General features: G+C 70.9%; 23 protein-coding genes. 6 read left to right on the forward strand and 17 right to left on the reverse strand.

Annotation, left to right across the window (positions count from 1 at the left end):
* Window positions 1-72: 72 nt before the first annotated feature.
* Entirely contained in the window at window positions 73-1644 is a 1572-nt protein-coding gene (locus tag ABZU25_RS32495) for an MFS transporter (RefSeq protein WP_355033177.1), read from the reverse strand.
* A gap of 83 nt (window positions 1645-1727) precedes the next feature.
* The gene (locus ABZU25_RS32500; protein WP_355033178.1) at window positions 1728-2399 is read right to left on the reverse strand and encodes a transcriptional regulator; all 672 of its coding nucleotides are present in this window, start codon (window positions 2397-2399) and stop codon (window positions 1728-1730) included.
* 215 nt (window positions 2400-2614) lie between these two features.
* On the opposite strand from ABZU25_RS32500, the gene ABZU25_RS32505 reads away from it, so the two are divergent.
* A complete protein-coding gene (locus ABZU25_RS32505; protein WP_355033179.1) occupies window positions 2615-3472 on the forward strand; it encodes a stomatin in 858 nt (285 codons plus the stop codon).
* 23 nt (window positions 3473-3495) lie between these two features.
* Here ABZU25_RS32505 and ABZU25_RS32510 read toward each other — a convergent pair whose 3' ends face one another.
* The 4 genes from ABZU25_RS32510 to ABZU25_RS32525 form a co-directional block, all read right to left on the reverse strand.
* Window positions 3496-4770, reverse strand: a complete 1275-nt coding sequence (locus ABZU25_RS32510; protein WP_355033180.1) for an FAD-dependent monooxygenase — start codon at window positions 4768-4770, stop codon at window positions 3496-3498.
* Window positions 4763-5326, reverse strand: a complete 564-nt coding sequence (locus ABZU25_RS32515; protein ID WP_355033181.1) for a TetR/AcrR family transcriptional regulator — start codon at window positions 5324-5326, stop codon at window positions 4763-4765. Before ABZU25_RS32515 ends, ABZU25_RS32510 begins: the two co-directional genes overlap by 8 nt.
* Before the next feature lie 124 nt (window positions 5327-5450).
* Window positions 5451-6827, reverse strand: a complete 1377-nt coding sequence (locus ABZU25_RS32520) for a permease prefix domain 1-containing protein (protein ID WP_355033182.1) — start codon at window positions 6825-6827, stop codon at window positions 5451-5453.
* On the reverse strand, window positions 6824-7189 hold the full coding sequence (locus ABZU25_RS32525) for a PadR family transcriptional regulator (RefSeq protein WP_355033183.1): 366 nt from the start codon (window positions 7187-7189) through the stop codon (window positions 6824-6826). Before ABZU25_RS32525 ends, ABZU25_RS32520 begins: the two co-directional genes overlap by 4 nt.
* Before the next feature lie 142 nt (window positions 7190-7331).
* On the opposite strand from ABZU25_RS32525, the gene ABZU25_RS32530 reads away from it, so the two are divergent.
* On the forward strand, window positions 7332-7619 hold the full coding sequence (locus tag ABZU25_RS32530) for a hypothetical protein (RefSeq protein ID WP_355033184.1): 288 nt from the start codon (window positions 7332-7334) through the stop codon (window positions 7617-7619).
* A 277-nt stretch (window positions 7620-7896) separates the two neighbouring features.
* On the opposite strand, the gene ABZU25_RS32535 is transcribed toward ABZU25_RS32530, so the two are convergent.
* The 3 genes from ABZU25_RS32535 to ABZU25_RS32545 form a co-directional block, all read right to left on the reverse strand.
* Window positions 7897-9024: a zinc-binding dehydrogenase gene (locus ABZU25_RS32535; RefSeq protein ID WP_355033185.1), complete on the reverse strand. Its 1128-nt coding sequence runs from the start codon at window positions 9022-9024 to the stop codon at window positions 7897-7899.
* Window positions 9021-10475 carry an aldehyde dehydrogenase family protein gene (locus tag ABZU25_RS32540; RefSeq protein WP_355033186.1) on the reverse strand — a complete coding sequence of 485 codons (1455 nt, stop codon included), beginning with the start codon at window positions 10473-10475 and terminating at the stop codon, window positions 9021-9023. The genes ABZU25_RS32535 and ABZU25_RS32540 overlap by 4 nt, the downstream gene beginning before the upstream one ends.
* A gap of 79 nt (window positions 10476-10554) precedes the next feature.
* On the reverse strand, window positions 10555-11211 hold the full coding sequence (locus ABZU25_RS32545; protein WP_355033187.1) for a TetR/AcrR family transcriptional regulator C-terminal domain-containing protein: 657 nt from the start codon (window positions 11209-11211) through the stop codon (window positions 10555-10557).
* Window positions 11212-11310: 99 nt separating this feature from the next.
* On the opposite strand from ABZU25_RS32545, the gene ABZU25_RS32550 reads away from it, so the two are divergent.
* Entirely contained in the window at window positions 11311-12483 is a 1173-nt protein-coding gene (locus ABZU25_RS32550) for an acyl-CoA dehydrogenase family protein (RefSeq protein ID WP_355033188.1), read from the forward strand.
* Between the two features lie 6 nt (window positions 12484-12489).
* Here the strand turns inward: ABZU25_RS32550 and ABZU25_RS32555 are convergent, their stop codons facing one another.
* From ABZU25_RS32555 to ABZU25_RS32575, 5 genes are all read right to left on the reverse strand, one after another.
* Window positions 12490-13527: an aminotransferase class V-fold PLP-dependent enzyme gene (locus tag ABZU25_RS32555; RefSeq protein ID WP_355033189.1), complete on the reverse strand. Its 1038-nt coding sequence runs from the start codon at window positions 13525-13527 to the stop codon at window positions 12490-12492.
* Window positions 13528-13588: 61 nt separating this feature from the next.
* A complete protein-coding gene (locus tag ABZU25_RS32560; RefSeq protein WP_355033190.1) occupies window positions 13589-14125 on the reverse strand; it encodes a SigE family RNA polymerase sigma factor in 537 nt (178 codons plus the stop codon).
* Complete coding sequence (locus ABZU25_RS32565; protein WP_355033191.1) at window positions 14125-14736, reverse strand: permease-like cell division protein FtsX; 612 nt, start codon at window positions 14734-14736, stop codon at window positions 14125-14127. The genes ABZU25_RS32560 and ABZU25_RS32565 overlap by 1 nt, the downstream gene beginning before the upstream one ends.
* 432 nt (window positions 14737-15168) lie before the next feature.
* Window positions 15169-15441 carry a hypothetical protein gene (locus ABZU25_RS32570; RefSeq protein ID WP_355033192.1) on the reverse strand — a complete coding sequence of 91 codons (273 nt, stop codon included), beginning with the start codon at window positions 15439-15441 and terminating at the stop codon, window positions 15169-15171.
* A gap of 298 nt (window positions 15442-15739) precedes the next feature.
* Complete coding sequence (locus ABZU25_RS32575; RefSeq protein ID WP_355033193.1) at window positions 15740-17929, reverse strand: FUSC family protein; 2190 nt, start codon at window positions 17927-17929, stop codon at window positions 15740-15742.
* Window positions 17930-18093: 164 nt separating this feature from the next.
* On the opposite strand from ABZU25_RS32575, the gene ABZU25_RS32580 reads away from it, so the two are divergent.
* Window positions 18094-18966 (forward strand): DUF4231 domain-containing protein, encoded by an 873-nt coding sequence (locus tag ABZU25_RS32580; protein ID WP_355033194.1) that lies wholly within the window; start codon window positions 18094-18096, stop codon window positions 18964-18966.
* A gap of 3 nt (window positions 18967-18969) precedes the next feature.
* Here ABZU25_RS32580 and ABZU25_RS32585 read toward each other — a convergent pair whose 3' ends face one another.
* The 3 genes from ABZU25_RS32585 to ABZU25_RS32595 form a co-directional block, all read right to left on the reverse strand.
* Complete coding sequence (locus ABZU25_RS32585; protein WP_355033195.1) at window positions 18970-20796, reverse strand: RICIN domain-containing protein; 1827 nt, start codon at window positions 20794-20796, stop codon at window positions 18970-18972.
* Window positions 20797-20999: 203 nt separating this feature from the next.
* Window positions 21000-21395, reverse strand: a complete 396-nt coding sequence (locus ABZU25_RS32590) for a VOC family protein (RefSeq protein ID WP_355033196.1) — start codon at window positions 21393-21395, stop codon at window positions 21000-21002.
* 766 nt (window positions 21396-22161) lie between these two features.
* Window positions 22162-23547 (reverse strand): cation:dicarboxylase symporter family transporter, encoded by a 1386-nt coding sequence (locus tag ABZU25_RS32595; protein WP_355033197.1) that lies wholly within the window; start codon window positions 23545-23547, stop codon window positions 22162-22164.
* 100 nt (window positions 23548-23647) lie between these two features.
* On the opposite strand from ABZU25_RS32595, the gene ABZU25_RS32600 reads away from it, so the two are divergent.
* Both ABZU25_RS32600 and ABZU25_RS32605 read left to right on the forward strand, forming a co-directional pair.
* Window positions 23648-25234, forward strand: coding sequence for a sensor histidine kinase (locus tag ABZU25_RS32600; RefSeq protein WP_355033198.1), 1587 nt, complete (start codon window positions 23648-23650; stop codon window positions 25232-25234).
* A complete protein-coding gene (locus tag ABZU25_RS32605) occupies window positions 25231-25926 on the forward strand; it encodes a response regulator (protein ID WP_355033199.1) in 696 nt (231 codons plus the stop codon). The genes ABZU25_RS32600 and ABZU25_RS32605 overlap by 4 nt, the downstream gene beginning before the upstream one ends.
* The last annotated feature ends 165 nt before the right edge of the window (window positions 25927-26091 follow it).

Below are 26091 nucleotides of genomic sequence, written 5' to 3' on the forward strand. Positions count from 1 at the left end.
GGATGCTCCGCGGTCGCCCGGGCGACCGCGGAGCATCCGCGGTGGACGTCATGTCCGCCATTCTTCCCGCACCTATGCCGTGCCGGCCAACTCGGGTTCGGCAACCGGGGCCGCCGGGGCGACGACGCTGGTCTCCTCCCGACCCGGCATCCAGCGCAGCACCACGATGATCCCGAGCGCGGCGATCACCGCGGAGAGCCCGGCCGCCCAGTGCATGGCGGTGACGAAGGCGTCGTTGGCCGCCGAGATCAGCGTCGGCGCCGCCGGGCCGAGCTGGCCCGCCGCCGCGTACGCCCCGGAGATCGACTCGTTGGCCGCGTCGCGGGCCTGTGTGGGCAGGCCGGTCAGCGCGTCACCGATGTCGCTGCGGTAGACCGCGGAGAGCACCGATCCGAGGACGGCCACGCCGAGCGCGCCGGCCACCTGTCGGATGGTGTTGCTGACCGCGGAGCCCACGCCGGCCTTCTCCCGGGGCAGCGCCGACATGATCGACTCGGTGGCGGGCGGCATGATGTTGGCCATCCCGGCGCCCTGGATGAGGAAGACGAGCAGCACGATCCAGATCGGGGTGGAGGCGCCGATGAAGACGAAGGCGCCGAGGGACACCACGGTCAGCGCCAGCCCGACGGTGGCGACGGCCTTACCGCCGTAGCGGCGGACCATCGCGGCGCTGCGTGGCGCGAAGACCAGTTGGGCGCCGGCGAAGGGCAGGAAGAGCAGACCGGTCTGCAACGGGCTGTAGTCGCGCACGAGTTGCAGGTAGAACGAGCCGAAGAACATCGAGCCCATCGCGGCGAAGAACACCAGGCCGACGATGGCGACCGGCGCGGCGAAGCGGGGCACCCTGAACAGCCGGACGTCCAGCGACGGGTGGTCGCTGCGCCGCTCGTGCTGCACGAACCAGGCGAGCACCGCGATGCCGACCACTATCGAACCCCAGGCCATCGGGCGGTCGAAGCCGTGCTCGCCGCCGTCGATGATGCCGTAGGAGAGGGCGACCAGGCCGACCACGGAGAGCAGCACGCCGAGCACGTCGATCCGGCCCGGTCGCGGGTCACGCGACTCGGGGACCAGCAGCCCCACCAGCACCACGCCGGCGACGACCACCGGCACGTTGATCAGGAAGACCGAACCCCACCAGAAGTGCTCCAGCAGCGCGCCGCCGAGGATCGGGCCGATGGCCACGGCGAGGCCGACGGCTCCGGCCCAGACACCGATGGCCCGACCACGCTCACGGGGGTCGAAGACGTTGGAGATGATCGACAGCGTTACCGGCATGATGGCCGCGCCGCCGACTCCCATCAGGGCACGGGCCGCGATGAGCTGGGCGGGGCTCTGGGCGTACGCGGAGAGCAGCGACGCCAGGCCGAACAGCACCAGGCCGATCATCAGGAAGCGCTTACGGCCGGCGCGGTCGCCGAGCACCCCGAAGGTGAACAGCAGCCCGGCGAAGACCAGCGTGTAGGAGTTGATGGACCACTCCAGCTCGCCCTGGCTGGCGCCGAGGCCGTGCACCGGATCGGCCAGGGTGCGCAGGGCGACGTTCAAGATCGTGTTGTCGAGCACGACCACCAGGAGGCTGATCACCAGCACCCCCAGGATCGCCCACCTCCTCGGGTGGCCGGTGTTGTTGTGCAGCTCCATGCCTGGTTTTCCCCCCACGCTTTTCCCCGCGGCGCAATACGATACGGGTCAGACTCGTAACGCGGGTCAGCCTACGACGTGCATTAACGATACGGCACCGATCCGTATCGTATGTGGTGGGCGTCACGACCGGGAGCGACGGCCAGACAGGCGGCGACAGCGGTCGGTAGCGAGTCCAGATGCGCCGCCGGCGCGGTGAGTGGCTCGATCCAACCCGGCCCCGCGCCGTACACCCGCAGGTGGGGGAAGTCCCGGGCAAAGCGCACCAGGCGGTACGCGCGGCCGGTGACCGGCGTCTGCGACCAGAGCACGACGGTGTGCGGGCGGGCCCGGTACACCGCGCTGGTCAGCGCCGGCCAGGGCAGCGCGGGCCCGAGATGCAGACAGCCACGACCATGCTCGCGCAGCGCGGCGGCGAGCGCGTGCAGACCGAGGCAGTGCGCCTCCCTCTCGGCACCGGCCACCAGCACCCCGCCGGTGGGCAGGGACCGGCCCGGCTCCCGGCGGTGCACGTCCAATCCGACCCGGACGCCCTCGCAGAGGGCATGCTCGACGGCGACCTCGGCGGCGGTACGCCCCGGCAGCCGGACCAGCAACGGGCGGCAGACCTGCTCCCAGAGCGCCGGCACTCCCCAGGCCTCGGCCACCGCCAGCACCAGCGTGGCGACGGCGTTGCCGTCCAGGTCCTCGGCAGCCAGCGAGACCCGCTTGTGCGCGATCTCCACGGTCTCCGCCGGCATCGGCTCGGTCAGCACCAGACGTACCCCCGGATAGACATTCCCTACCCGGGGGTTCGCTGAAACGGCGCGCGGCGGATGCGCCGGCGCGGGATTCACCGGCGGCGGGCCGCCAGCCGGTGGGCCGACCCGGCGGCGCTGCCCCAGCGCCGCGCCACAACAGCACGTCGCGTGACCTTGACCGGACCTCGTAGGTTGATGATCCACACAGCCCCGCGGAAGGTCCCCACCCCATGCCTGTCGGCTTCACCACGGCGATCGTCTTCGCCGCCGCCCTGGCGGTCAGCTCCGTCCTGGCCCTCGTCACGCCCACACGAGCACTGAAGCGGGTGGCCGCTCTCGCGGCGCTCGGCTTCCTCGCCCTCACCCTGCTGGTCGGGATCGCCTCCAGCGCCCACTCGGTGCCCATCCGCTCGGTCGGCATCGTCACCAGCTTCGGCAAGCCCACCGGCGAGGTGACCGGTTCCGGCCTGAAGTGGGTGGCCCCCTGGCAGAAGGTCGGCGAGTGGGACGCCGGCCGGCAGAAGTACGACCACATCGGCGGCGACAACTGCGTACGGGTCCGCACCGGCACGCTCGCCGACGCCTGCGTCGAGGTCCTCATCGAGTGGCAGGTCAAGCCGGAGAACGCGCCGAAGCAGTTCATGGACTACAAAGGCGACTTCGACAGCTTCCGGGGCCAGCGGGTGGGCGTGCAGCTGGACAGCGCGGTCAACGACGCCTTCGCCGCGTACAACCCGCTCGAAAAGATCGACGCCCAGACCGGCGACCTCAACGTCGACCTGAAGCCGTTCGCGGCGAACATCAAGACCAACGCGGAGACCCGGCTCACCACCGACGTGGACATCCTCTCGGTGACCATCACCCGGGTGAACCACGACGACAAGACCGAGGGCAACATCAAGGCGTTCCAGGACAAGCTGGCCCAGACCCGCAACCTGGAGCAGGACCGCAAGAACGCCGAGATCTCCAAGCAGATCACCGAGACCAACGCGACTGTCGACAAGGTGACCCGTTGTCTGGAGATCGCCGAGAAGAACGGCGCCAACCCGGGCCTCTGCATCAACCCGGGCATCGTCACCGGCAAGTGACCGACGCTGAGCGGACCAGCTGGTCAGCTGGTGGCGGCCCGCTCCCAGTGCCGGGGAGCGCTGATCTTTGCCCAGCTCGTGCCGAAGGTCATCCGCCGCAGTGGTGACGCGATGTCGCAGAGGCTGAACCAGCTACGGGTCAGACCCACGTTGACCGGGTTGCTCGTCATGCCCTGCTGGAGGGTCCTCATGGCCAGGTCGACGGCTTGGAATCCGTACTCGCGCATGTCGGTCTCGTATTCGCCAATCGCGTCCAGCAGCGGCAGGTGGCCGGTGCCGGCCAGCGACAACTGGCGGGTGAGCAGGGCGGCGTCGCGCAGCGCGGTGTTGGCGCCGTTACCGCCGGCCGGTGGCATGCCGTGCACGGCGTCGCCGAGCACTGTCACCCGGGAGGGCGCCCAGGGCGCGGGACGGTCGGACGCCTGGAACGGAAACGCGCTCACCTCGTCTGGTGGACACTCGTCGATCAGTTGGCGTAGCGCCGGGTGCCAGTCCGTGATCAGCCCGGCGATGTACGCCTTCAACTGTGGGCCGTCGAGGCGCTCCGGACGCGAGGGGAACAGCTCGTTACGGGCGACGAACGCGCACAGCAGATAGTCGTCCCCCACCGGCTTCTGGCGTTCGAAGACGGAGGTGAACAGGAAGTGCGGCGCACCGGTCACGATGAGGTTCATGCCCTCGGCCAGCCGGGCGGGTAACCAGGCTCGGGTGGCGTCGTTCAGCGGCAACTTGAGCCCGACGCCCATCGCACCGGTGTCCCGCTGCGTGGCGGTCGGCAGGTACTGCGCGCGCACCCGGGAGTTGATCCCGTCGGCGCCGACCAGGACGTCGCAGGTGGCGGACGTTCCGTCGGCGAAGTGCGCGGTGGGGCGACCGTCAGCGGCGAGTTCGTAGCGTTCGAATGCCCTGTCGTAGTGGACGGCGTCGTCGAGTCCGTCGAGGAGGACGCCGCGCAGCGTGTGACGGTCGACCGGGTAGGCCCGTTCAGCGGGGTCGGGCTGGTCGGGATACATGATCGCGTCCTCGACGAGGACCAGCGTGCGCAGGTCCGTGCCCAGGAAGCCGAAACCGCCGCCGGGCCGGCCCGCGGTGTCCGTGAACGACTGCCACTGTCGCTCGGGCAGGCACGCACGCAGCGACCGGCTACCCGCCGGGTTGATCGCGAGCCGGTAGCGATCCACCCGGTCGTCGCGGCGCCGGTCACGCTCGTACACGGCGGCGTTGATGCCGTGTTTGCGCAGACCCTGGGCGAGAGCGAGGCCGCCGATGCCACCACCGACGATGAGTACGTCAGGCATGGGTGAGTCTTTCTGGTGAGAAGAGATCGCACAGTTGGTTGACAACCGACTCGGCCTTGTCGGGACGCAGGCGAATGCCCTTGACGGTGGCGATCACCAGCTCGACGCTGGCAGCGACGTCGAGGTCCACCGACCAGACGTGTCGCTCGATGCCCTCGGTGAAGATCGCCGCAAGCGCGTCCCGCCAACCCTGCTCGTCGCGCTCGATATCGAGCCCGGTGGACTCGTCCCGTCGAGCGCGAAGGTCGAGCTCATCGAGCACGACGAACAACTCGGGCCGGTGCGCGACGGCGGCGGCAATCTCGCTGAGGTGTTGCCGCAACCGGGCGGCGGGTTCCAGATCGTTGTGCATTGTGGCCTCGAATTGGCTGGTCACGTGCTCGAGCACGGCGGCGATCAGATCGGCCTTGGTCCGGAAATAGTGGTGCAGGGTGGAGTGATCGATGCCTGCCGCGGCAGCGATCGGCCGCAGCCGGAACCCCTCGAAGCCACCCTCGGCGATCGCCGAGAAGGCCGCACGGACCAGCGCCTGCCGGCGGTCGAGCTGTTCAGTCATCCTCAGTCATCCCCAACCAAGCGGTTGGTTGATAGTTCAGCATCTGTGTGACGAACTGTCAACCACCTGGTTGGGGAGACCTCCCGGTCCGGGTCGGACGAGCCGAACACCGGCAGCCCGGCGTCTAGGCGTAGCTGAACAACGGGGGAAAGACGAGGACCACGATCCAGGCCCACGCGGCGTACACCGGCAGGTAGCCGGTCTGCCACCGTTCGAGCGTCGCGAACGGCGTGCGCCGGCGGATGAAGGCCAGCAGGAGCCACGCCGACCACACGAGGTTGACAAGCAGGATCACGTTCTCGCCGAGCGCTGCCGCCCGGTTGGGCGTGCCGCCGTACTCGTCGGTGATGCGCCCGGTGATCTCCACCAGCACCAGCACGTCGATGGCCAACGCGCTGATCACGAGCGCGAGTTGGAGTGTGTCGAACGGGCCGGCCGGGGCCAGCGGATCACGGGCCGAGAGCGAGTAGAGCAGCAGCCCCAGCACCACGACCAGCAGCAGGTCGAAGAGGATCAGCGTCTCGCGCTCGACGTCGATGCCGCGGCTGGTCCAGACCACGGCGACGAGGAAGGCGAGCAGGGCGGCAGTGAAGAGCGGCGTGAACAGCCGGGTGAGCACCGGCGCGATGTTCTCGACGACGCTCTGCTTGGCCTCGACCAGCCACCCGGCCACGACGACCGCGGCCGCGGCGCCGCAGGGCAGGAGCCACTGCGAGATGAACGCCTCCGGAACGATTCCGATGGCCGCGAAGGTGTTGAACAGGAACGCGGCGAGCACGCCGCCACCGAGGGCCATCAGTACGAAGTAGATGAACCACTCGCCGGTGAAGCGGATGAAGTCCATGCGTCGACGAGACGAGCGCCAGTCGTCGGCCACGTAGGCCAGACCGACAACGAGCCACAGGGCGATGGGAAGGTGGACGGTGGTGACGACCACGGACTGCGAGTCGTCGGCCAGGGGGTACGCGTTGGCCGCCCCGACGCCGAGGGCGAAGAGCGCCACCAGCACCGCGATCACCGCCGGTCGGGCCTGTCGGCGCCAGGCCAGGAACGCCGCCAGCCAGGGCAGCGCGAACACTGTGGCGTTGCGCGCGTAGAACGAGCCGTCGTCGTCGAAGCTCAGCCCGAACAGTGCGGGCGCCTTGACGGACACCACCGCGCCCGCCGCGCAGCCGAGCATGACCCACAGGTCCCGGCGGGAGCGCGTGCCGGCGACCGGACCGCCGGAGTCGCCGGTCAACACCAACTGCTTCCACAGCCGTTCCGAGTGTTCCCGGGCGAACTCGCGGGAGAGGTCGTCGAGGCTGCCCATCCGTTTCACCGCGACCAGGAACGCCTCATCCGGGCTCAGGCCGGCGGCGATGAGCTCGTCGACGGAGCCGCGAAGGTGGTCTTCCAGCTCGTCGGCGTCGACCGCCTGCAGCTCGCTGCGGCGCAGCACGTACTGGCGCCACTGCGCGAACTGCGCTTCCAGCTCCTCCGGCCCATCGTGTGTCGTCATGCGAGGCCACCCAGCGGGTGCACCATCAGTGGCGCACCGTCGTGCCAGATCTCCTTGAGCGCGCCCACGACGGTGTCCCACTGCCGGCGCTGCTCGGCCAGCTCAGCCAGGCCCCGGTCGGTGATGCGGTAGTACTTGCGCTTCCGCTCACCGGCGACCGCCTGCCAGCTCGACTCCAGATAGGCGAGGCGCTCAAGCCGGTGCAACAACGGGTACAGCAGCCCCTCGGTCCAGTCCAGCTCGCCTCCGGACAGCTCGTTGATCCGCCGGAGGATGGCGTAGCCGTAGCTCTCGCCCTCGGCCAGGATGCCGAGCACCATCGGTGTCGCCGAGGCGGCGACCAGATCCTTGGCGACCTTCATGAAGCCTCCCACCCCTAACCCTAGAAGTACGATGCATAATACTGCTAGGTATGACGCGGTACGCAACAGGTGGCTATCAAATCGCCGGCACGGGCAGTTGTGGTGCCGCAAACGGACCCGCTCCGGGTTAGCCTTGGCGCATATGGCTACCTTTCGCAGCGCCTCAGTGCTCCTTTCCGCCGACGGCACCAGGACTCCCGGCACCGCCGCGCTCTTCGCCGAGCCCGCCCGTAAGGGCGGAACTCCGCCCTGGGCAGGCGACTTCCGACCCGCCAACAGCGCCGGCAACGGCCCCAAGAACGCGGTCGGCAAGACCTTCACCCTGGAGTTGCCCGACGGCAGCACCGGCAAGGTCGTGGTCCAGGGCCTCAAGAGTGGCAAGGGCGGCGTCGTGCTGGCGCTGATGGGCGAGGACGCGCCACCCTTCTGACCAGTCGCACGGCTCTCGTCGCCCGGGTGCCCAGGGATGGCCCGTCCGGAGTCAGCCCAGGGCACCTGGCCAAGCACGCCACTCGTCCCCGAAAACCCGTGGGGATGGCGATGGGGTCCTTTGGCGCAAGCCGCCCGTGCTCGCGCTCGGCTCGACGGCGATCCGTTGGCTGGTCGAGCACGGCTTCGACCCCTCGTCGCCAGGCTGCGAGGTCGACGTGCTGCGGGCGCGGATGTGACGAGCGTCGGAGGGCGCCGTCGCGGCAGACCCGCTCGACTCAGTCCAGGGTGACCACCCAGCGAGCGCCCTCGCCCCGCGCCAGCCGGGCGAACGCCGTGGGCGCGTCGTCCAGCGGGATCGTGCCACTGACCAACGCGCGCAGATCCAGCGCGCCATCGGCCAGCTCGGCAGCCAGCGCGGGCACCTCGCGGTCCGGGTCGGACGAGCCGTACACCGAGGAGCGCAGGGTACGGGCGGAGTGGAAGATGTCGAGCGCGCCGAGGCTGACCATGTCGTCCTTGGCGCCCATGCCGACCACTGTCACCACTCCCCCGCGCCGGGTCAACCGCCAGGAAGCGCGGATGGTGGTGGCGCGGCCGACGCACTCGAAGGCGTGGTCGACGCCCCGACCCTCGGTGCGCGCCCGTACCTCCTTGGAGAGCCGGTCGTCGGAGAGCAGGAAGTCGGTCGCCCCCGCGGCGAGGGCCAGGTCCCGTTTGGCCTCGGCGACGTCGACGGCGAGGATCGTCGCGGCCCCGGCCCGGCGGGCGGCGGTGAGCACGGCGAGCCCGACCCCGCCGAGCCCGATCACCGCAACCGACTCGCCGGGCGCCACCCGGGCCGTGTTGTGGACCGCGCCGACACCGGTGAGCACCGCGCAGCCGAGCAGCGCGGCCCGCTCCGGAGGCAGACCGGCGGGGATCGGGATGACGGCGTTCTCGGGCACCACCACCGCCTCGGCGAGCGCGCCGAGGCCGAGGGTCAGGTGCAGCGGAAGACCGTCGTCGGTCTCGCCGCGCGGCACGGTCGGGGCCGTGGTGTCGGCGCAGAGCCACGGCTCGTCGTTGCGGCACCACCAGCAGGCCCGACAGGCCGGCGCCCAGTTGAGTACCACCGGGGTGCCGACCCGCAGGCCGCTGCCCGGCCCGACCTCGGCGATCACGCCGGTCGCCTCGTGCCCGAGCACCAGCGGGAACCTCGCGGCGATGGTGCCGTTCACCATGGACAGGTCGGAGTGGCAGACGCCGGCGGCCCGGATCGTCACCCGCACCTCGCCGGGGCCGGGCGCGGGCAGGCGTACCCGCTCGATTCGCAGCTCGGCACCGGCCCCGCGCGCGACAAGCGCGCGGACGGTGACCGGCGCGTCGCCGCCCGGCACGGCCGGGGACGGCTCGGGGGCGTTCATCGCTGGATCGCCTTCAGCTCGCAGAACTCGGCGAGCCCGTGCACGCCCAACTCCCGGCCCAGGCCGGACTGCTTGTAGCCGCCGAACGGGGCGAGCGGATTGAACGGGGCACCGTTGATGTCGACAGCGCCGGTGCGCAACCGCCGGGCCACCGCCAGCGCCGCGTCGGTGTCGGCGGACCAGACCGCGCCGGCCAGCCCGTACCGCGAGTTGTTGGCGATGGCGACCGCCTCGTCGGTGTCGCCGAAGGGAAGGACGGCGAGGACCGGACCGAAGACCTCCTCCTGGGCGAGCGCGCTGTCGGGGTGCACGTCGGCGAAGACGGTCGGGGCGACGAAGTGTCCCTGGGCCGGCACCGGAGCGTCCGGGCCGCCGGCGACCAGCCGGGCACCGTCGGCCAGCGCCCGGTCGATGTGGCCGCGCACCCGCTCGGCCTGAGCGGCGGAGACCAGCGGGCCGAGCCGCGTGGCCGGATCGAACGGGTCGCCGAGCCGGTAGCCGGCCACCGCCGCGGCGACCAGGTCGAGTGCTTCGGCGTACCGGTCGCGGTGCACAAGCATCCGGGTCCACGCGGTGCAGGTCTGCCCGGAGTTGAGCAGGGCGTTGCCGACGCCCACCTTGACCGCGCTGGGCAGGTCGGCGTCGGGGAGGATCACGTTGGCGGACTTGCCGCCCAGCTCCAGCGCGACCCGGGCGATCCGGTCGGCGGCGACCCGCATGATCCGGGCACCGGTGGCGGTGGAGCCGGTGAACGAGACCAGGTCGACGTCGGGGTGCCCGGCCAAAGCCTCGCCGACCACCGGCCCGGTGCCGGGGACCAGGTTGAGCACCCCCGGCGGCAACCCGGCCTCGGTGACCGCGTCGAACAGCAGGTACGCGGTCAACGGGGTCAACTCACTGGGCTTGAGCACCACAGTGCAACCGGCGGCCAGCGCGGGCGCGAGCTTCGCCAGCACCTGGTGCAGCGGGTAGTTCCACGGGGTGATCGCGCCGACCACGCCGATCGGCTCCCGGACGACAAGCGAGTTGCCGACGCTCTCCTCGACGGGTGGTCGGGCGGCGAGCGCGACGTGGTCGCGCAGCACTGTCAACGGCAGCCCGACCTGGACCCGGGCGGCGAACCTGAGCGGCGAGCCCAGCTCCACGGCGATGGTGCGGGTGAGGTCGTCGGCGCGGGCGGCGAGCGCGGCGTGCAACCGGTCGAGGTGGGCGGAACGCTCGTCGGGAGCGGTGGACGCCCAGCCGGGAAAGGCGGCGCGGGCAGCGGCGACGGCGCGATCCACGTCGGCTGCCGTGCCGGCGGGCACCTGCCCGACCGACTCGCCGGTGCTCGGATTCTCCACGTCGAGCACGTCGGTGCCGGCGGGAGAGGCCCACTCGCCGCCGATGTGCAGGTGACGCCGGAGGCGCAGGGTGTCGGGCAGCTGCGACGGCGGGGCGGCGAGGTCCATGGCGTCCCTTCGGGGGTGGGCGACGGGCGTGGGCGACGGATCGCGACGGGCGATGAAACTAGCGCTGGGAGTTTGGACGCTACCCGCTCGGCCGGGCGGACTCCACCGGGTCGACGGTGCGGGCGTACTCGGCGGCCAGACCGTGCAGCAACGCGTCCAGGCCGAGGGCGAAGGCGCCCTCGTCCACGCTCTGCTGGTGCTCGGCGAGCCGGTGTGCCTGCCGCAGGTGCGGGTAGTGCGCGGCGTACAGCTCCGGGTCCTCGACGAAGCCACGGGCGAACGAGCCGAGCGCCGACCCGGCCACGAAGTAGCGCAGGGCGGCGCCGATGTGGGTGGCGCGGGCGGGCGGCCAGCCGGCGCGGACCAGCCCGCCGTAGACGGCGTCGGCCATGGCCAGCGCGGCCGGTCGACGGCCCGGCCCCTGCGCCAGGTACGGCACGATGTTCGGGTGCGCGGTGAGCGCCCGCCGGTACGACCAGGCCCAGTCGCGCAGCGCGGCGGCCCAGTCCCGGCTGGCGAAGCCGCTGGTGTCGACGGCGCCGGTGACGGTGTCGGCGACCGCGTCGAGGATCTCGTCCTTGGTGGCGAAATGGTTGTAGAGCGACGGCCCGCGGACGCCCAACTCGGCGGCGAGCCGCCGGGTGGAGAAGGCGGGCAGTCCCTCGGCGTCGATGAGCGCGGTCGCTGTCTCGACGATCAGCTGCCGGGTGAGCCGGGGCTGGCGGGGTCGGGGCACTGCGCTCCTCGCGGGTCTCGGCGGTGGGGGTCTGGACGCGGCAAAACTTGCACCGCTAGTTTAAGGGTGACCGGCAGCGCCGACGCCAGGAGGACCACCGTGGACTTTTCGCTGACCGACGAGGAGCGGGCGGTGCGGGACACCGTCCGGTCGTTCATGAGCCGCGAGGTGATGCCCCTGGAAGCCGAGGTGCTCCGCCGGGAGCGGGCGCACCAGCCGGGCCTGGACCACTCCGAGGTGCGCGAGCTGCAACGCAAGGCCCGCAAGTTCGGCTTCTGGGGCCTGGCCACCCCCGAGGAGTACGGCGGGATGAACCTGCCGGCCGTACTCCAGTCGTTGATCTGGACGGAGCTGGGCCGCACGTTCGTGCCCTTCCGCTTCGGCGGCGAGGCCGACAACATCCTGTTCCACGCCACCGAGGAGCAGAAGCGGGAGTTCCTCATCCCGACCATCGAGGGCGAGCGGCGCTCCTGCTTCGCGATCACCGAGCCGGGAGCCGGCTCGGACGCCGCGAACATCCGGCTCTCCGCGCGCCGCGACGGCGACGACTGGGTCCTGGACGGCGAGAAGACCTTCATCACCGGCGGCCACGACGCGGACTTCGCCATCGTGGTCGCGGTGACCGACCGGGAGAAGGGCGCCCGCAACGGCGGGGCCACCGCCTTCCTGGTGGACCGGACGATGGGCTGGCGCTCGGAGTTCATCCAGACCATGGGCGAGGGCGGCCCCGCGTCGCTCATCTTCGACGGCGTCCGCGTGCCGCACCGCAACATCCTCGGCGAGATCGGGCAGGGCTTCACGCTGGGCATGGAGTGGATCGGCAAGGGCCGCTACACCATCCCGTCACACGCCATCGGCATCGCCGAGCGGGTGCTGCAGATGGCCATCGACTACGCCAACACCCGGGAGACGTTCGGCACGAAGATCGGCACCAACCAGGCCATCCAGTGGATGATCGCCGACTCGGAGACCGAGCTGGAGGCGGCCCGGTGGCTCGTGCTGCGCTCGGCGTGGACGGTCGATCAGGGCCTGGATCCCCGGCACGCGTCGTCGATGGGCAAGCTCTACGGCGCCGGCATGGTCAACCGGGTGGTCGACCGGGTGCTCCAGATCCACGGCGGCATGGGCTACACCCGGGAGCTGCCCATCGAGCGTTGGTACCGGCAGGTCCGGCTCTACCGGATCTTCGAGGGCACCGACGAGATGCAGCGGCTGATCATCTCGCGGGACCTGCTGCGCGGCTACACCAGGATCGGTGGTCACCTCGCCTGAGCGGAGTCATCCCGTCAACGCCTCCAGCGCCGCGTCCACATCGGCCTCGGTGGAGTAGATGTGGAAGGAGGCACGGACCCGTCCGGCGCGGACCGCCGCGCGAATGCCGGCCGCCGCGAGGCGCTGCTCCGCGTCCGGCACGTCCACGCTGACGATGGCGCTCTCCCCCGGCGGTCGGCCCAGCCCGGCCAGGAACCGGTTGGCCAGCGCCACGTCGTGCGCCCGGATCGCCGGCACGCCGATCTCGGCGACCACCTCCAGCGCCGGTGCCGCGCCGACCCAGCTGAACCAGGCCGGCGAGATGTCGAACCGGCGGGCGTCGTCGGCCAGCCGCAGCGGCGGGCCGTAGTAGGAGGCGTGCGGGTCGCGGCCCGCGTACCAGCCGGCGGCGTCGGGGCGCAGCCGGTCCCGCAGCGCCGGGGCCAGATAGGCGAACGCGGTACCGCGCGGGTTCATCAGCCACTTGTAGCCACCCACTGCCACCACGTCGGCCCGGCTCCCGTCGAACGGCAGCCAGCCGCACGCCTGGGTCGCGTCCACCACCACCAACGCGCCGTGCGCGCGGGCCGCGGTCACGATCTCGTCGTACGCCGCCACCGCCCCGTCGGCCGACTGCACCAGGCTGAACGCGACAACGTCGGTGCCGGCGTCGATCGCGTCGACCAGAGCGTCCAGCGGCACCGTACGGACCTTGACCCCGCGCTCCTCCTGCACCAGCCACGGAAACAGGTTCGAGGTGAACTCGACATCGGGAACCACCACCGTCGCCCCGGCCGGCAGCGCCGCCGCTACCGGCGCGAGGATCTGCGACACGGCCGCGCCGACGGCGACGTCACCGGCCGGCACCCCGATCAGGTCGGCGAACGCGGTACGGGACCGGTGCACCGCCTCGCCCCAGCCCTCCCACGACGTGCGGCCGACCCGCCACGCGCCCAGGGCGTCCTGTAGTGCCGTCCACGCCGGCTCGGGCGGCAACCCGTAGGAGGCGGTGTTCAACCAGCCGGGCTCCGGCTGCCACAGCTTCTGCGCCTGCTCGATCTCCATCTCGTCGACGCTAGGCGAGGCGGCGTCGAACGGGCACGACCAATCGGCGACCGGCGGCCTGTCAGATCCGGACGAAGTCCTGGCCGAGCACCGTCCGCAACCTCGTCAGCGAGCGGGCGTTCTGCGTCTTGACCACCGACACGGAGACGCCGAGGGTGCTGGCGACGGCCTCGACGCTCTGGTCCTCCCAGTGCCGGAGCACGACGATGGCCTGGTCCCGAAGGGGCAGGGTGGCCAACGCCCGAAGCAGGGTGACGTGCAACTCCGCGGTGTCGTCGAGCCGTTGGGGCGACGCCTCGGGCAGCTCGGCCAGCACGATCTCGGCGGCGCTGCGCCGCTTCGCCTGGTCGAAGACGGCGTTCATGAGGACGCGACGGCTGTACGCGTCGAGGTTCGTGGTGTGCCGGATCCGGCCCCAGTTCGCGTACATCTTCGCGAAGGTGGTCTGGGTCAGGTCCTGCGCCAGGTGCCAGTCGCGGCACATCAGGTAGGCGGTCCGTCGCAGTCTCGGCGCGGTGGTCTCGACGAAGGCGGTGAACTCCGCCTGCCGGGCGGTCTGCTCGCGCCGCCGGGCCGCGCCCCAGCGAACGCCTGCCATCAGTCGACCGCCGAAGCGCTCGTGCCGGCGGGGCAGTCGATGCCGATGATCTCGTCGACCCCGGGCATGCGATCGACCCGGGCAGCCAACCTCGCGTACGAGGACCGGGCGACGAGCGTGATCCGGAACGACTCCGGCAGTTGGCTGGCCCGGACGCTGGCGACGAGTTCGGGCGCGTCCGCGTACGCCTTCCTGTAGTTGATCAGCGCCTGTTCGCGACTCACGAACACCAGGGTCCCGACCGCCGGATCGGCGTCCAGCGCGCGATTGACCGCGTCGCGCTCCGGCGCGGTGATGTCGTCGGCGAGGAAGACCGTGGCGTCGGTCGCGGTCGTCCGGGCGGGAAACTCGCACGCCTTGTTCACCAGCATGCCGAACGCCGCCGGCACGGTCGTCGGTTCCGGGGCTGAGGGTTGCGGTGGCGCCGCCACGTTCACCACCCCGACCGCCGCGATGGCGGCCACGGCCGCCGCGCCCGCCGTCACCAGGCGCTGCCGGCGTCGGCGCAGGCTGGTGCCGGCCGCCATCGCCACGCCAGCCAGGTCGTTCGACGGCAGTACGGGCTCGTCGACGATCGCCCGGTCGAAGAGCACCCGCAGGTTCTGATCCATTGTTCACTCCCGTGCTCCGGTGGACTCCCACACTCCATGACTGGTTGGGGCACCGGATCGGTCACATCGGCGAGAGGCTGGATGGGCCAGGGCGAGCGACATGACACCAAGTATTCGCTCGCCGACATCCGTCGAGCAGCGTCTTCGTCTGCCACACGAGTAATTCCCTGGCCCTGGCTCGGGCTGTGGCCGACGGCCGACGGCCGACGGTGACCGTCGGTCACTTCCGTGGGGGGCGGTTGCGATAGTGAGCGGTATACCTCAGAGTCATATTTATACCTCTGAGGTATACCGCTCACCAGCACATCGAGATGGCGGGCAGCCACAGCGGATGGCGAGCGCTTTTCGCTGCGTCCGCAGCCCCGTCGTCTAGGCGTGGGCGGAAACGACGAAGCCGGCCACCCGTAAAGGTGACCGACTCCTTGTCACGCTTCAAGCGGGATTAATTGACCAGTTGCCGTCGGCGGTCACCTGTACCAGCGCTGGCGCGTCCAATGGCCGGGTACCCGAGTACCCACCAATCTCATTGATCAGCAGGCCACCCTCCCCCGACTCCAGATTGTATGACTCCACCACGAAGTTGCTCTCGCCCTTTGAATGGGTGATCTTCTCCGGGCGGTTGACGCAATCTGGTCGACGCTTCCCACCGTCAACGTCCACTTCCCGTCCGGACCGTCCGACTTGAGGACGGTATTGCTGGTGCATCGCGGGCATGAGAATTTGATGATGCCCAGGTCGGTGAGGTTACCGACCTTCACGACGTCGTCACCGCGCCCGCTGTACACCTTTGGCTTTGGCGCGGCTGATGGTGGTGCAGCCGCTGCGGTGGTAGGAGGTGGGGCGGCGCTGGTAGATGGTGCGGCGACTGGTGCAGCTCCCCCACTTGTGGCGCTGGCTTTCGGCGTGGCGGTGAGTTAGGACTGCCGAGATCGATGGATAACCACATGCTGCGCTCGGCTATTCCTGCTGTAGTTACGGCCACCTTTCACACGACCGCCATTCGTCACAGCACCCCGCGCCGGCCGGCCGGCGCGCTATCGATGGGCGGGTGGATCCGAGCAACACTGTCGGCGAGACCGGAGAGCCACCGGTCGACCTCCACCAACTGGCGAACCGACTGTGGGTCGGCCTCGCTGAGCAGCGGACGGACCCGGTCCAGTTCGTCGGCGCAGCCCGTCGGGTCGGACCTCGGGCCCGAGGCACGATCGTGCGCCACCTCGCGAGCGACGTCGTCGTACGCCGAGCGCAGTCGCGCGGCGGAGTCCCGCAGCAGGACGGCCGCCGCCGGCCAGCCGGCGAGGCAGCCGGGCGGGTTGCGGCGCAGCAGCGACTCCGCGCCGGGCACCACGTGGTGCCCGGCGCTCAGGACGGCGTCCCAGTTCACCTGCTGTCGGTGCGGATGGTGGCGCTCCGAGTGGTACTGGCAGTACGACGAGTCGACAAGGATCATTCGGCGCCGGACCCGGTCGAGGGCACGGTCGGGAGGCGGAGCACCGCCGAGGATCGCCAGCACGGTCTGCTCGACGGCGTCCGCGCTGGCCCCCAGATAGCCTGTCGCGTTGTGCCGCAGATCGTGGCTCGCGCCGCGCGGCCACATCGCCACGCCGGCGAGCACGCCGATCACCGCGCCGAGCAGCACGTCGACGAGGCGGGTCTCGGCGAGCCGCCACCCTTCGGGGCTGAGCTGGGCGAAGACGACCGTCAGCAGCAGGGTGAACAGCGCCTGCTGCCAGACCGGACCGAGCAGGCGACCGACGCCGAAGGCCAGCATCAGGGTCACCGGCAGGACGACGGCGTACACGATCGGCTGGTCGATGACGAGCATCAGCCCGCCGCTGACGACGGCACCGGCGATCGTGCCCAGCACGGCCGGCCGCAGGGCGGTGCGGGTGTCGGCGGCCGAGGTACGCAGGACGGTGAGGGTGGCCAGCAGCACCCAGAAGCCGTGGGTCAGTTGCAGCACCCCGGCGGCCACCCGGGCGATGGCGAGCGCCACGGCCAGCCGCAGGGAGCTGTGCAGGTGGGCGGAGCGGGGTGCCAGGTGGGAGCGGAACTGCCACCAGTACAGCCGCCACGGGCTGTGCCGCGCGTACTCGAAGAGCCCCGCGTGGGTGTCCTCGCCGTCGGTCAGCGACCCGCCGGCCACCCGGACGCCGACGGCGAAGACCCGGGTCTGGTCGGCGAGGGCCAGCGCCGTCGCGTCCCGGCACAACCGGGACACGTCCGGCGGGTCGTGGCCGTCGCCCTCTCCGGCGACGTACGCCGTCTCGGCTCGCCCGATCGCGGCGTCCAGGTCGTCGAGACCCACCGGCGGGGCACCCGGTGCCAGGGTCCGGCCGGCGGCGCGGGTCGTGTCCGCGCACGAGCGCAGCAGACGTGCCGCCGTCAGGTCTCCCATCGGCTCGGGCGGCGCGTCCGCCGCCAACCGGTCCGCCTCGGCGAGCGCCTCGCGGAGCGCGGACGCGCAGATCCGCAACGCCCGATCCTGGGCGCCCGCCGCGGTCGGTGCCCACTCCGGGGGGTTGCGGCCCAATTCGATGGCGGCCACCAGGTCGTACGCCCGCTCGCGACGTGGGTCCCGACCACCCGGGCCGGTGTACGGGTCGGTCAACCTCTCGGCGGCGACGTCGAGGAACGCCGCGACGCCGTCCGCCGCGGCGGCGAGGCGCTGCCGGTAGGAGACCGGCACCGGATCGGGCCAGAGCAGCACCTCCGCCGCGGCGAGCAGCACGATGGCGAGCGTGACGCCGCCGAGTCGCTCCGGCAGGGTGCCCGGCTGGTACGGCGGGAAGGACGCCAGGATGTAGAAGAGTTGGAACGCGCTGGCCAACCCCACCAGCCGCGGGTTGCCCACCCCGGCGAACGCCACGACGAACCCGATGACCAGCATCCCGCCGGCGGCCGACCACGTGCTCCACGCCAACAACGAGCCCGCGGCGATCAGCGCCCAGACCGCCGGTAGTGACGTGACGAGGATTCGCGCCCGTTGCGGCGCCGGACCGGGCAACTGCGCGAACGACCCGGCGGCGATGGTGCCGAACAGGCCGTAGGTGGCGAGCACCGAGCTGCCCGCGCCGTACCGGCAGCCGTAGAAGACAACGGACGCGACGAGTGTCAGCCGTGCCGCTCGCCGCAGGACGGCATCTCCCGGGTCACGGCGGCGGAGCCGGCCGAGGATGCTGGTCGCGAGCACGCCTGCTCTCCCGGTTCGTCGCAGCACCCCTTCCCGACCAACCATTCTCGCTCGGAGCCTGCCGGTGGCGGCGGGTTTCGCGACGAATCACCGCCGAGAGGGCCGACCGGACATAGACGCCACCCTCTACTGTCTAGTGAGGGTTCCGTCGGGAGGTCAACGCCATGCTGAACGCCGAGGATCTTCCGCCGTTCCAGCGGGCCGTGTCCCACGAGTCACAGCGCGGGCAGCGGGTGTTCGCAACCCTGATGGCGCTGCGGCTGTCCCTGCTGCTGCTGGCGGCGGTGGCGGGAGTCGCCACCTGGAAACTCGACGACTTCGTCCTGGGTCCGGCGCTCGCCGCGGGCGCTTTTGCCGCCACCTCGATCGTCGAGGTTTTCCTGCTCACCAATCGCCCCAACGAGCAGTGGTATGTCGGAAGGGCCCTCTCGGAGTCCATCAAGTCGCTGACGTGGCGATTCGCCACCGCGGCGCATCCATTCCCGCGGTCGCGAAGCGACTCGGAATGTGTCGAGGAATTCACCAACCGACTGTTGGGCCTGACCTGGGACATGTCCGCCGCCGGGCTGGCGGCCCCCGCCGTGACCGGCCAACAGATCACGGACGGAATGCGGTCACTACGCGCCGGCTCGCTCGTGGACCGCCGGGCCGCGTACCTGACCGGCCGCCTTGAGGGCCAGCGGTCCTGGTACGCCGAGCGGTCGCTGTCGAATCGGGCACGCGCGTCACGCTGGTCGGTCGGCATGCTCGTGCTGGAGATCGTGGGAGTGACCCTGGCGATGTCGAGGGCCGCCGGGCTCATCGACGTCGACCTGCTGGGGATAGCCGCGGCAGCGGTCGCGGCCGGCGCGGCGTGGACGCAGACGAGGCAACACGCTGTGGTGGCGACGGCCTATGCCCTGGCCAGCCAGGAACTTGCCGCCATGGGGTCGCTGGCTGTCCGGATCGATTCGGAAGCCGAACTGTCGCAGTTCGTCGACGACACGGAGACAGCGATATCGAGAGAGCACACGATGTGGCGGGCACGCCGCCACTGAGCGCTACACGGTGGTGCGTCGCCATTGTTGGCTGGTGCCGGTGCCGCAGGTCCACTGCACGGCCTGTGCACCGTCCGCGGTGGCGGCGTTCGACACGTCGAGGCACTTCCCGCTGTGGCGGGCGACGAGCCTGACGTAGCCGGTCCCGAGGTCCTCGACGCGCCACTGCTGGTTGGTGCCGCCGTTGCAGGCCCACTGGACGACCCGGACGCCGTCGGCGGTGGCGCTCACGCCGCCGTACACGTCGAGACACCTGCCGCTGCTGACGCTGGTCACCGTGGAGTAGCCGCCACCGGCGTCCTGGAACCGCCACCGCTGGTTGGCCTGCCCGTTCGCGGACCACTGCACCACGTTGGCGCCATCCGAGGTGGACGCGTTGAAGACGTCGAGAAGCTTGCCGCTGTGCCGCGCGGCCACCGTGTAGGTGGTCGGCGTGGGGGTGGTGGTCAGCGGCGCCAACCGATACAGGCCACTCCCGTGGGCGGGAATGGAGCGGGTGAGCGTGCCCGTGGCGGTCCCGAGGCCGGCGCCGGACCACAGGTCGGTGACGGTGGCCGAGCCGATGCCCAGGTCGGACAGGTTGACCGAGAGGTTGGCGCTGGCGCTCTCGCGGTTGAACAGTGCCACGTACCGGTGGTCGGTGCCCGGAACGTCAGCGGTCCACACCTGCCGGGTGCCGCCGACGAGCTGGCGGTTGTTGGCGCTGTTCTGGTCGACGGCGAGCACCGCCGCGTTTGTCATCAACGCCAGCTCGGCGGCGCGGTTCTCGACCAGGTTGCCGCCCCACATCAGTGGCGCCCGGTTGATCGCCCACAGGGTCATGAGCGTGCGCTGCTCGTCGGCGGTGAGCCCGGAGTAGCGGGGTGCGCCGACCGGGCCGTACTTCGACAGCCGCCCGATCGGGATCATGTCCGGGTCGGGCCAGGCCCCGGTCGTCCGGTACGGCGTCCAGTTGCGCAACTGGTCGAAGAGCGCGTCGAGCGACGACCAGTTGTCCCACAGGTCGTTGACGATGCGCCACATGTGCGCGTTGTCCCGCACGTGCCCGCCACTGGCCAGCGGTGTCGCGCCGGGCGAGAGGCTCAGCACCATCGGCCGACCGCTGTGCTGGATCGCGGTCCGGTAACCCTCGACCTCGGCCTGCCGGTAGGTCGGGGCCGCGATGTCGTCCACCTTCACGTAGTCGACACCCCAGCCGGCCAGGAGCTGGAAGACCGAGTCCAGGTACGCCTGCGCGCAGGCGTTGGACATGTTCAGGCCCCACATCAGGTTGAGCCAGGCCGCGGTGGTGGTGTTGTCGATCTGGTTGGCTCGGCAGTTGGTGCCGAGGATCGGCACGTTGTCGGCGACCGCCTGCCGCGGGATGCCGCGCATCAGGTGGACGCCGAACTTCAGCCCCTGGGCGTGCACGTAGTCGGCGAGGGGCTTGAACCCGTTGCTGCCCACCGCCGAGGGAAACCGCGTGGTGTCCGGCAGCAACCGCCCGTTGGCGTCCATCCGCAGCCGGGGGTTGAGGTTGGCGTCCTGGTTGGGGCTGTTGTTGTGCTGGCCCGGGTAGTACCAGGCCCAGTCGATGACGACGTACTGCCAGCCGTGCTGGCGCAGGTTGTCGCGCATGTAGTCGGCGTTGGCCCGTACGTCCGACTCGGTGACGCTCCAGTTGAACGAGTCGTAGCTGTTCCACCCCATCGGCGGGGTGTCCGCCGTGCCGTTGTCCCACGCCGCGACCGGCTTCGGGGAGATGGCCGTGAGGCCGACGGTGAGCACCACGATCAAAACCGTGAGCCCGGCTATCCGCCGTGCGGTGGAACGCGCGAGGACGAGCGTCATCGGACCTCCAACGGGAGCGCCGACCAGGTTCGGCAAGCAGTGGTGCTTGTCGATGTTAACGTTCACACGCGCACTGTCAAGTGCGCCAGGCCACCACTTCGGACGGTACACCCGACCCTCATCGCCACGGATGTCACAGCGCCGGCCGGAAGGTTCGCGGCGTTGGCAGTGCCCTTTTGCGAGGGTGTCCCGGGTGAGATGACTCAGGGCAGGCGTTCGTTGAGCTCGATCAGATGACCGTCGGGGTCGCAGACGAACGCGCGTACCTCGCCGCCCCAGGCGGGCACTGCCGGCTCGGTCAATGGCTGCACGCCAGATGCGGCAAGCTCGGTGCAGGCGCGCCGGCAGTCGGGCACCTGCAGGACCACCATCGCGGTCACCGCGACGGCGTCGGGAGCGGGGGCGGTGAGCGCGACGGTGGGCCGGTCTGGCGGCGCTTGGCCCTGCCCGGCGATGTGCAGGACGGCGTCGTCGCCGGCGACCAGCCGTGCGTAGGTCGGCCACTGCACCTCGGGCGCGAAGCCCAGCCGCTGATAGAAGGCCACGCTACGCGCCACGTCACGTACCGCGATCAGTGGAGCGACACCGGAAGTCTGCACCCCACGAGGTTACGCGCCGCTGCGCTGACAGACCCGGTTCGGTGCAGACACGAAGCGATCACTCCTGAATGAGGTGAACTCACCCGGAGATGCCAATGGAATCTGATCGACACGGGTATACCGTCCAACTTGGACGACGCTGGAGACAGGCGTGAAGCCACCGACGCCGTACTCGGGGCTCAACCTCATCCTCCCAGAAGCCAGGCAAGGACTCGTCACGGCTGGTCGCTTGTCGTGCCTAGCTGTCGAGTGACCCTTTGCCGCAGACGATAGGTCCGAAGGTTCATCCAAGCGAACAAGCCGAGGCCGACGATGGCCAGCGGTCTGAACCAACCGCCGAGACCGCTCAGCGCGAGAAGCCCAGATGCCACGCCCATGCCCACGCAGAACCATCCGTACTGCGAGACGGATAGAAAACGTAGTTCCCGTTTTGGAGCCCGACCGGTAACGAGCACCACCGTGCCCCACGTGGCAGCCAGCAGAGCCATGATGCTGCAAACCCAACCGAACGTGTCCATAACGTCTCCCAAGGCGCGAGAGTAGGCGAGCACGCAACTGTACGGCTGAACCGTCGCTCAGCCCACGGCCTCGCATCGCCAACGCTGCTGCGCCCTAGCTATCCCGTCGGCCTCCGTCCGCACATTTGTGGAGTGGGTGGGGCCTGCCCGGTCAAGGTGGAGCACCCCGGCTCAGTCGGGCTACGGCACTCATTTTCGGGGGTCGCGCCCGCCCTCGGCCGGCGCGACCCCTGAGCATCGGGACGATGTCAGGCCGGGGCGCGAACGTCCTCGGTGGACTCCCGTGCCGCCGTTTCGTCCTTGTCTCGGTCGTCGTGCTCGTCGAGCATCGTCGCCTCGTCGAACGGGTCGTCGCCGCGCAGCACTCCGAGCGCACGGTCCCGGTCGAACTCGCCGGTCCACGTGCCCACCAGCACGGTCGCCACCGCGTTGCCGGCGAAGTTGGTAAGCGCACGGGCCTCCGACATGAACCGGTCGATGCCCACGATCAACCCGACGCCGTCGACGAGGTCCGGTCGGTGCGACTGGAGGCCACCGGCCAGCGTCGCGATGCCAGCGCCGGTCACCCCCGCCGCGCCCTTCGACGCGATGATCATGAACAGCAGCAGCGACACCTGCTCGCCGATGGAGAGCGGACTGCCCAGCGCTTCGGCGATGAACAGCGACGCCATGGTCAGGTAGATCGCCGTGCCGTCCAGGTTGAACGAGTATCCGGTCGGCACCGTGATGCCGACGACCGGCTTGCTCACCCCGAAGTGTTCCATCTTCGCGATGAGCCGCGGCAGCGCCGACTCCGACGACGAGGTCGACAGGATCAGCAGGAACTCCCGGCCGAGGTAGCGCAGCAGCGAGAAGATCGAGATCCGGGCCACGAACCAGAGCAGCGCGCCGAGGAACACCAGCACGAAGATCAGGCAGGTCGCGTAGAAGCCCAGCATGATCTGGGCGAGGCTCTTGAGGGCGTCCACGCCGGTAGCGCCGACCACGGCGGCCATGGCACCGAACGCGCCGAGCGGCGCCAGCCACATGATCATGGCGAGGACCTTGAAGACGACGCGCTGGATGACGGCGATCGCGCCGAGCACCGGCTCACCGCGCCGGCCCATGGCCTGGACGGCGAAGCCGACAAGCAGCGCCACCAGCAGCGTCTGGAGCACCTCGCCCTCGGTGAGCGCGGAGAGCATCGTGGTCGGGATGATCCCGAGCAGGAACTCCGTCGTACCGGCGGCTTCGTCGCCGGCGGCGGCCTTGCCCGCGCCCGCGAGGTCCTGGCCCAGGTTCAGGCCGGAGCCGGGGTGGATGAGGTTGCCGACCACCAGGCCGATGGCCAGCGCGACTGTCGACATGGTGAGGAAGTAGCCGAGGGCGAGGCCGCCGACCTTGCCGACCTTCGCGGCCTGCCGGACGGAGCCGACGCCGAGCACGATGGTGCAGAAGATGACCGGGCTGATCATCATCTTGATCAGGTTGACGAAGCCGGTGCCGATCGGCTTGAGTTCCTTGCCGAAATCGGGTGCGACCAGGCCAACCACGATGCCGGCGAGCACGGCCACGATGACAGCGAGGTACAGGTAACGGGTACGGTCCCGGCGGACCGCCGGCGCCGGTGTGGTGGCGGATGCGGTGGTGTCCATGGCGACAATGTGAACCGCGTCTCACCCGTTGACAGCCTTGCGGTCATTCTGTTCACCGCAACCGCGCCAACGGCGGCGGCGCGACGAGGAGGTGGTGGAGGTGGCCCGACGCCAGTGGAGCATCGCGGGGCAGCTCTTCGCCCTCCAGGCGATGGTGGTGACGCTGCTCGTGCTGGCCGGCGCGGCGGGTGCCGTCTGGCTGGCCCGCAGCGACTCCCGCCAGGCCGCCCAGCAGGAGGTGCTCGCGGTGGCGCAGACCGTGGCCCGCTCCCCCGACGTCCGCGCGGCCCTCACGACCGCCGACCCGTCCAGCGTCCTGCAGCCGTACGCCGAATCGACCCGGCGGGCCACGGGCACCGACTTCGTGGTGGTGATGGCCCCCGACCGCACCCGTTTCTCGCACCCGACCCAGGACCGGATCGGCGAGCCGTTCGTCGGCGAGATCGGGCCCGCCCTGGCGGGCCGCCCGTTCACCACCACCAACGTCGGGACGCTCGGCGAGTCGGTGCGCGCGGTCGTTCCGGTGTACGACGAGCAGCGGCGCATCGTCGGCCTGGTCTCGGTGGGCATCACCACCCGCGCGATCGACCGTAAGCTGCTCCGCCAGCTGCCGGTGCTGTTGGGTGTCGCCGCACCGGCACTGGCGCTCGCCGCGACCGGCTCCTGGCTGCTCAGTCGCCGACTGCGCCGCCAGACGCACGGTCTCGGTCCGGCGCAGATGACCCGGATGTACGAGTACTACGACGCGGTTCTGCACTCGGTGCGCGAGGGTCTCGTGGTGCTGACCACCGACCGACGGGTCGCGTTGATCAACGACGAGGGTCGCCGGCTGGTGGGGCTCGACGTGAACGCGCCGGTGATCGACAGGCCGGTCGCCGGGATCGACCTGCCGCCCGCGGTGGCCGAACTGCTCGGCTCCGGGCGCGACGCCCGCGACGAGCCCGTCCTCGCCGGTGACCGGGTGCTGGTCGCCAACCAGCGGACCACCCACTTCGAGGGCACGGTGCTCGGCACCGTGCTGACCCTGCGCGACCAGACCGAGCTACGCACCCTGGCCAGTGAGCTGGACTCGGTGCGCGCGCTGACCGAGGCGTTGCAGGCGCAGACCCACGAGTCGGCCAACCGGCTGCACACAGTGCTGACCCTTGTGGAGTTGGGCCGCCCCGACGAGGCCGTCCGGCTCGGCACCCGGGACCTGGCCCTCGCCCAGCAACTCACCGACCGGGTGGTCGGCGCGGTGACCGAGCCGGCGATGGCGGCGCTGCTGCTGGGCAAGTCGGCGCAGGCCGGCGAGCGCGGGGTGGACCTTGTCATCGAGCCGGACTGCCGCCTCGACGACAGCCCACTGCCGACCGGCGACCTGCTCACAGTGGTCGGCAACCTGGTCGACAACGCCCTGGAGGCGGTGGCCCTCACACCGGCGCCACGCCGGGTGCGGGTCTTCGTCGGTGTGGTCGACGACGAGTTGCTGGTCCGGGTGGCCGACAGCGGTCCCGGGCTGGCCCCCGAGCGGGTGGCCGACGCGTTCCGGCGCGGCTGGTCCACCAACGGCACCGGCCGGGGCCTCGGCCTGGCGCTGGTCGGGCAGGTGGTCCGCCGGCACGGCGGTAGCTACGAGGTGGGCCGCTCGGACGGCGGCGGCAGCCTGTTCACCGTCCGCCTGCCGAACGGGGGTGAGCGCTCATGACCGACATCCGGGTGCTGGTCGTCGAGGACGAGCCGCTGCTCGCCGAGGCGCATTCCGCGTACACCGAACGGGTTCCCGGTTTCGTGGTGGTCGGGGTGGCGCACACCGCGCGGGCGGCGATGGCGGCCCTGCGCGCGGGCGGCGGCGGCGACGTGGACCTCGTACTCCTGGATTTTCGGCTGCCCGACCTGCACGGCCTGGACGTCTGCCGGGCACTGCGGGCCGCCGGCAGCAGCGTCGACGTGCTGGCGGTGACCAGCGCCCGGGACCTGGCGGTGGTGCGCACCGCGGTGTCCCTCGGGGTGACCCACTACCTGCTCAAGCCGTTCACGTTCGCCGCGTTCCGCGACAAGCTGGAACGGTACGCCGACTACCGCGCGCAGGCCCTCGCCGACGGGGAGGTCGCCGCCCAGCACGAGGTGGACCAGATGTTCGCCACCCTGCGCGGCGCCGCCGGGCTCAGCCTGCCCAAGGGACTCGACGCGCAGACCCTCGATCGGGTACGCGCCGCCCTCGGCGTCGGAACCCGCACCCAGGTGGGGCTCTCCGCGACCGAGGTGAGCACGCTGACCGGCATCTCCCGGGTGACCGCCCGCCGCTACCTGGAATACCTGGTGACCGTCGACCGGGTGGTCCGCAGCCCTCGCTATGGCACACCCGGCCGCCCCGAGGTCGAGTACCGACCAAGGTGAGCTACCCCCCGCGCCCCACGCCCGCGCCCCACGCCCCACGCCCCACGCCCCACGCCCCGCGCCCCGCGCCCCGCGCCCCGCGCCCCGCGCCCCGCGCCCCACGCCCCACGCCCCACGCCCCACGCCCCACGCCCCACGCCCCACGCCCCACGCCCCACGCCCCAC

Origin of the sequence: Micromonospora sp. NPDC005215, from assembly GCF_040607915.1 — a bacterium.
Lineage (GTDB): Bacteria > Actinomycetota > Actinomycetes > Mycobacteriales > Micromonosporaceae > Micromonospora.

Bases quoted from the DNA above. Each gene is read 5' to 3' on its own strand.
- ABZU25_RS32515 (WP_355033181.1), bottom strand. From the start codon at position 5,326: ATGACTGAACAGCTCGACCGCCGGCAGGCGCTGGTCCGTGCGGCCTTC.
- ABZU25_RS32540 (WP_355033186.1), bottom strand. From the start codon at position 10,475: ATGGACCTCGCCGCCCCGCCGTCGCAGCTGCCCGACACCCTGCGCCTC.
- ABZU25_RS32520 (WP_355033182.1), bottom strand. From the start codon at position 6,827: ATGACGACACACGATGGGCCGGAGGAGCTGGAAGCGCAGTTCGCGCAG.
- ABZU25_RS32530 (WP_355033184.1), top strand. From the start codon at position 7,332: ATGGCTACCTTTCGCAGCGCCTCAGTGCTCCTTTCCGCCGACGGCACC.
- ABZU25_RS32585 (WP_355033195.1), bottom strand. From the start codon at position 20,796: ATGACGCTCGTCCTCGCGCGTTCCACCGCACGGCGGATAGCCGGGCTC.
- ABZU25_RS32565 (WP_355033191.1), bottom strand. From the start codon at position 14,736: ATGGATCAGAACCTGCGGGTGCTCTTCGACCGGGCGATCGTCGACGAG.
- ABZU25_RS32595 (WP_355033197.1), bottom strand. From the start codon at position 23,547: ATGGACACCACCGCATCCGCCACCACACCGGCGCCGGCGGTCCGCCGG.
- ABZU25_RS32605 (WP_355033199.1), top strand. From the start codon at position 25,231: ATGACCGACATCCGGGTGCTGGTCGTCGAGGACGAGCCGCTGCTCGCC.
- ABZU25_RS32525 (WP_355033183.1), bottom strand. From the start codon at position 7,189: ATGAAGGTCGCCAAGGATCTGGTCGCCGCCTCGGCGACACCGATGGTG.
- ABZU25_RS32535 (WP_355033185.1), bottom strand. From the start codon at position 9,024: ATGAACGCCCCCGAGCCGTCCCCGGCCGTGCCGGGCGGCGACGCGCCG.
- ABZU25_RS32495 (WP_355033177.1), bottom strand. From the start codon at position 1,644: ATGGAGCTGCACAACAACACCGGCCACCCGAGGAGGTGGGCGATCCTG.
- ABZU25_RS32505 (WP_355033179.1), top strand. From the start codon at position 2,615: ATGCCTGTCGGCTTCACCACGGCGATCGTCTTCGCCGCCGCCCTGGCG.
- ABZU25_RS32570 (WP_355033192.1), bottom strand. From the start codon at position 15,441: ATGCACCAGCAATACCGTCCTCAAGTCGGACGGTCCGGACGGGAAGTG.
- ABZU25_RS32560 (WP_355033190.1), bottom strand. From the start codon at position 14,125: ATGGCAGGCGTTCGCTGGGGCGCGGCCCGGCGGCGCGAGCAGACCGCC.
- ABZU25_RS32580 (WP_355033194.1), top strand. From the start codon at position 18,094: ATGCTGAACGCCGAGGATCTTCCGCCGTTCCAGCGGGCCGTGTCCCAC.
- ABZU25_RS32555 (WP_355033189.1), bottom strand. From the start codon at position 13,527: ATGGAGATCGAGCAGGCGCAGAAGCTGTGGCAGCCGGAGCCCGGCTGG.
- ABZU25_RS32510 (WP_355033180.1), bottom strand. From the start codon at position 4,770: ATGCCTGACGTACTCATCGTCGGTGGTGGCATCGGCGGCCTCGCTCTC.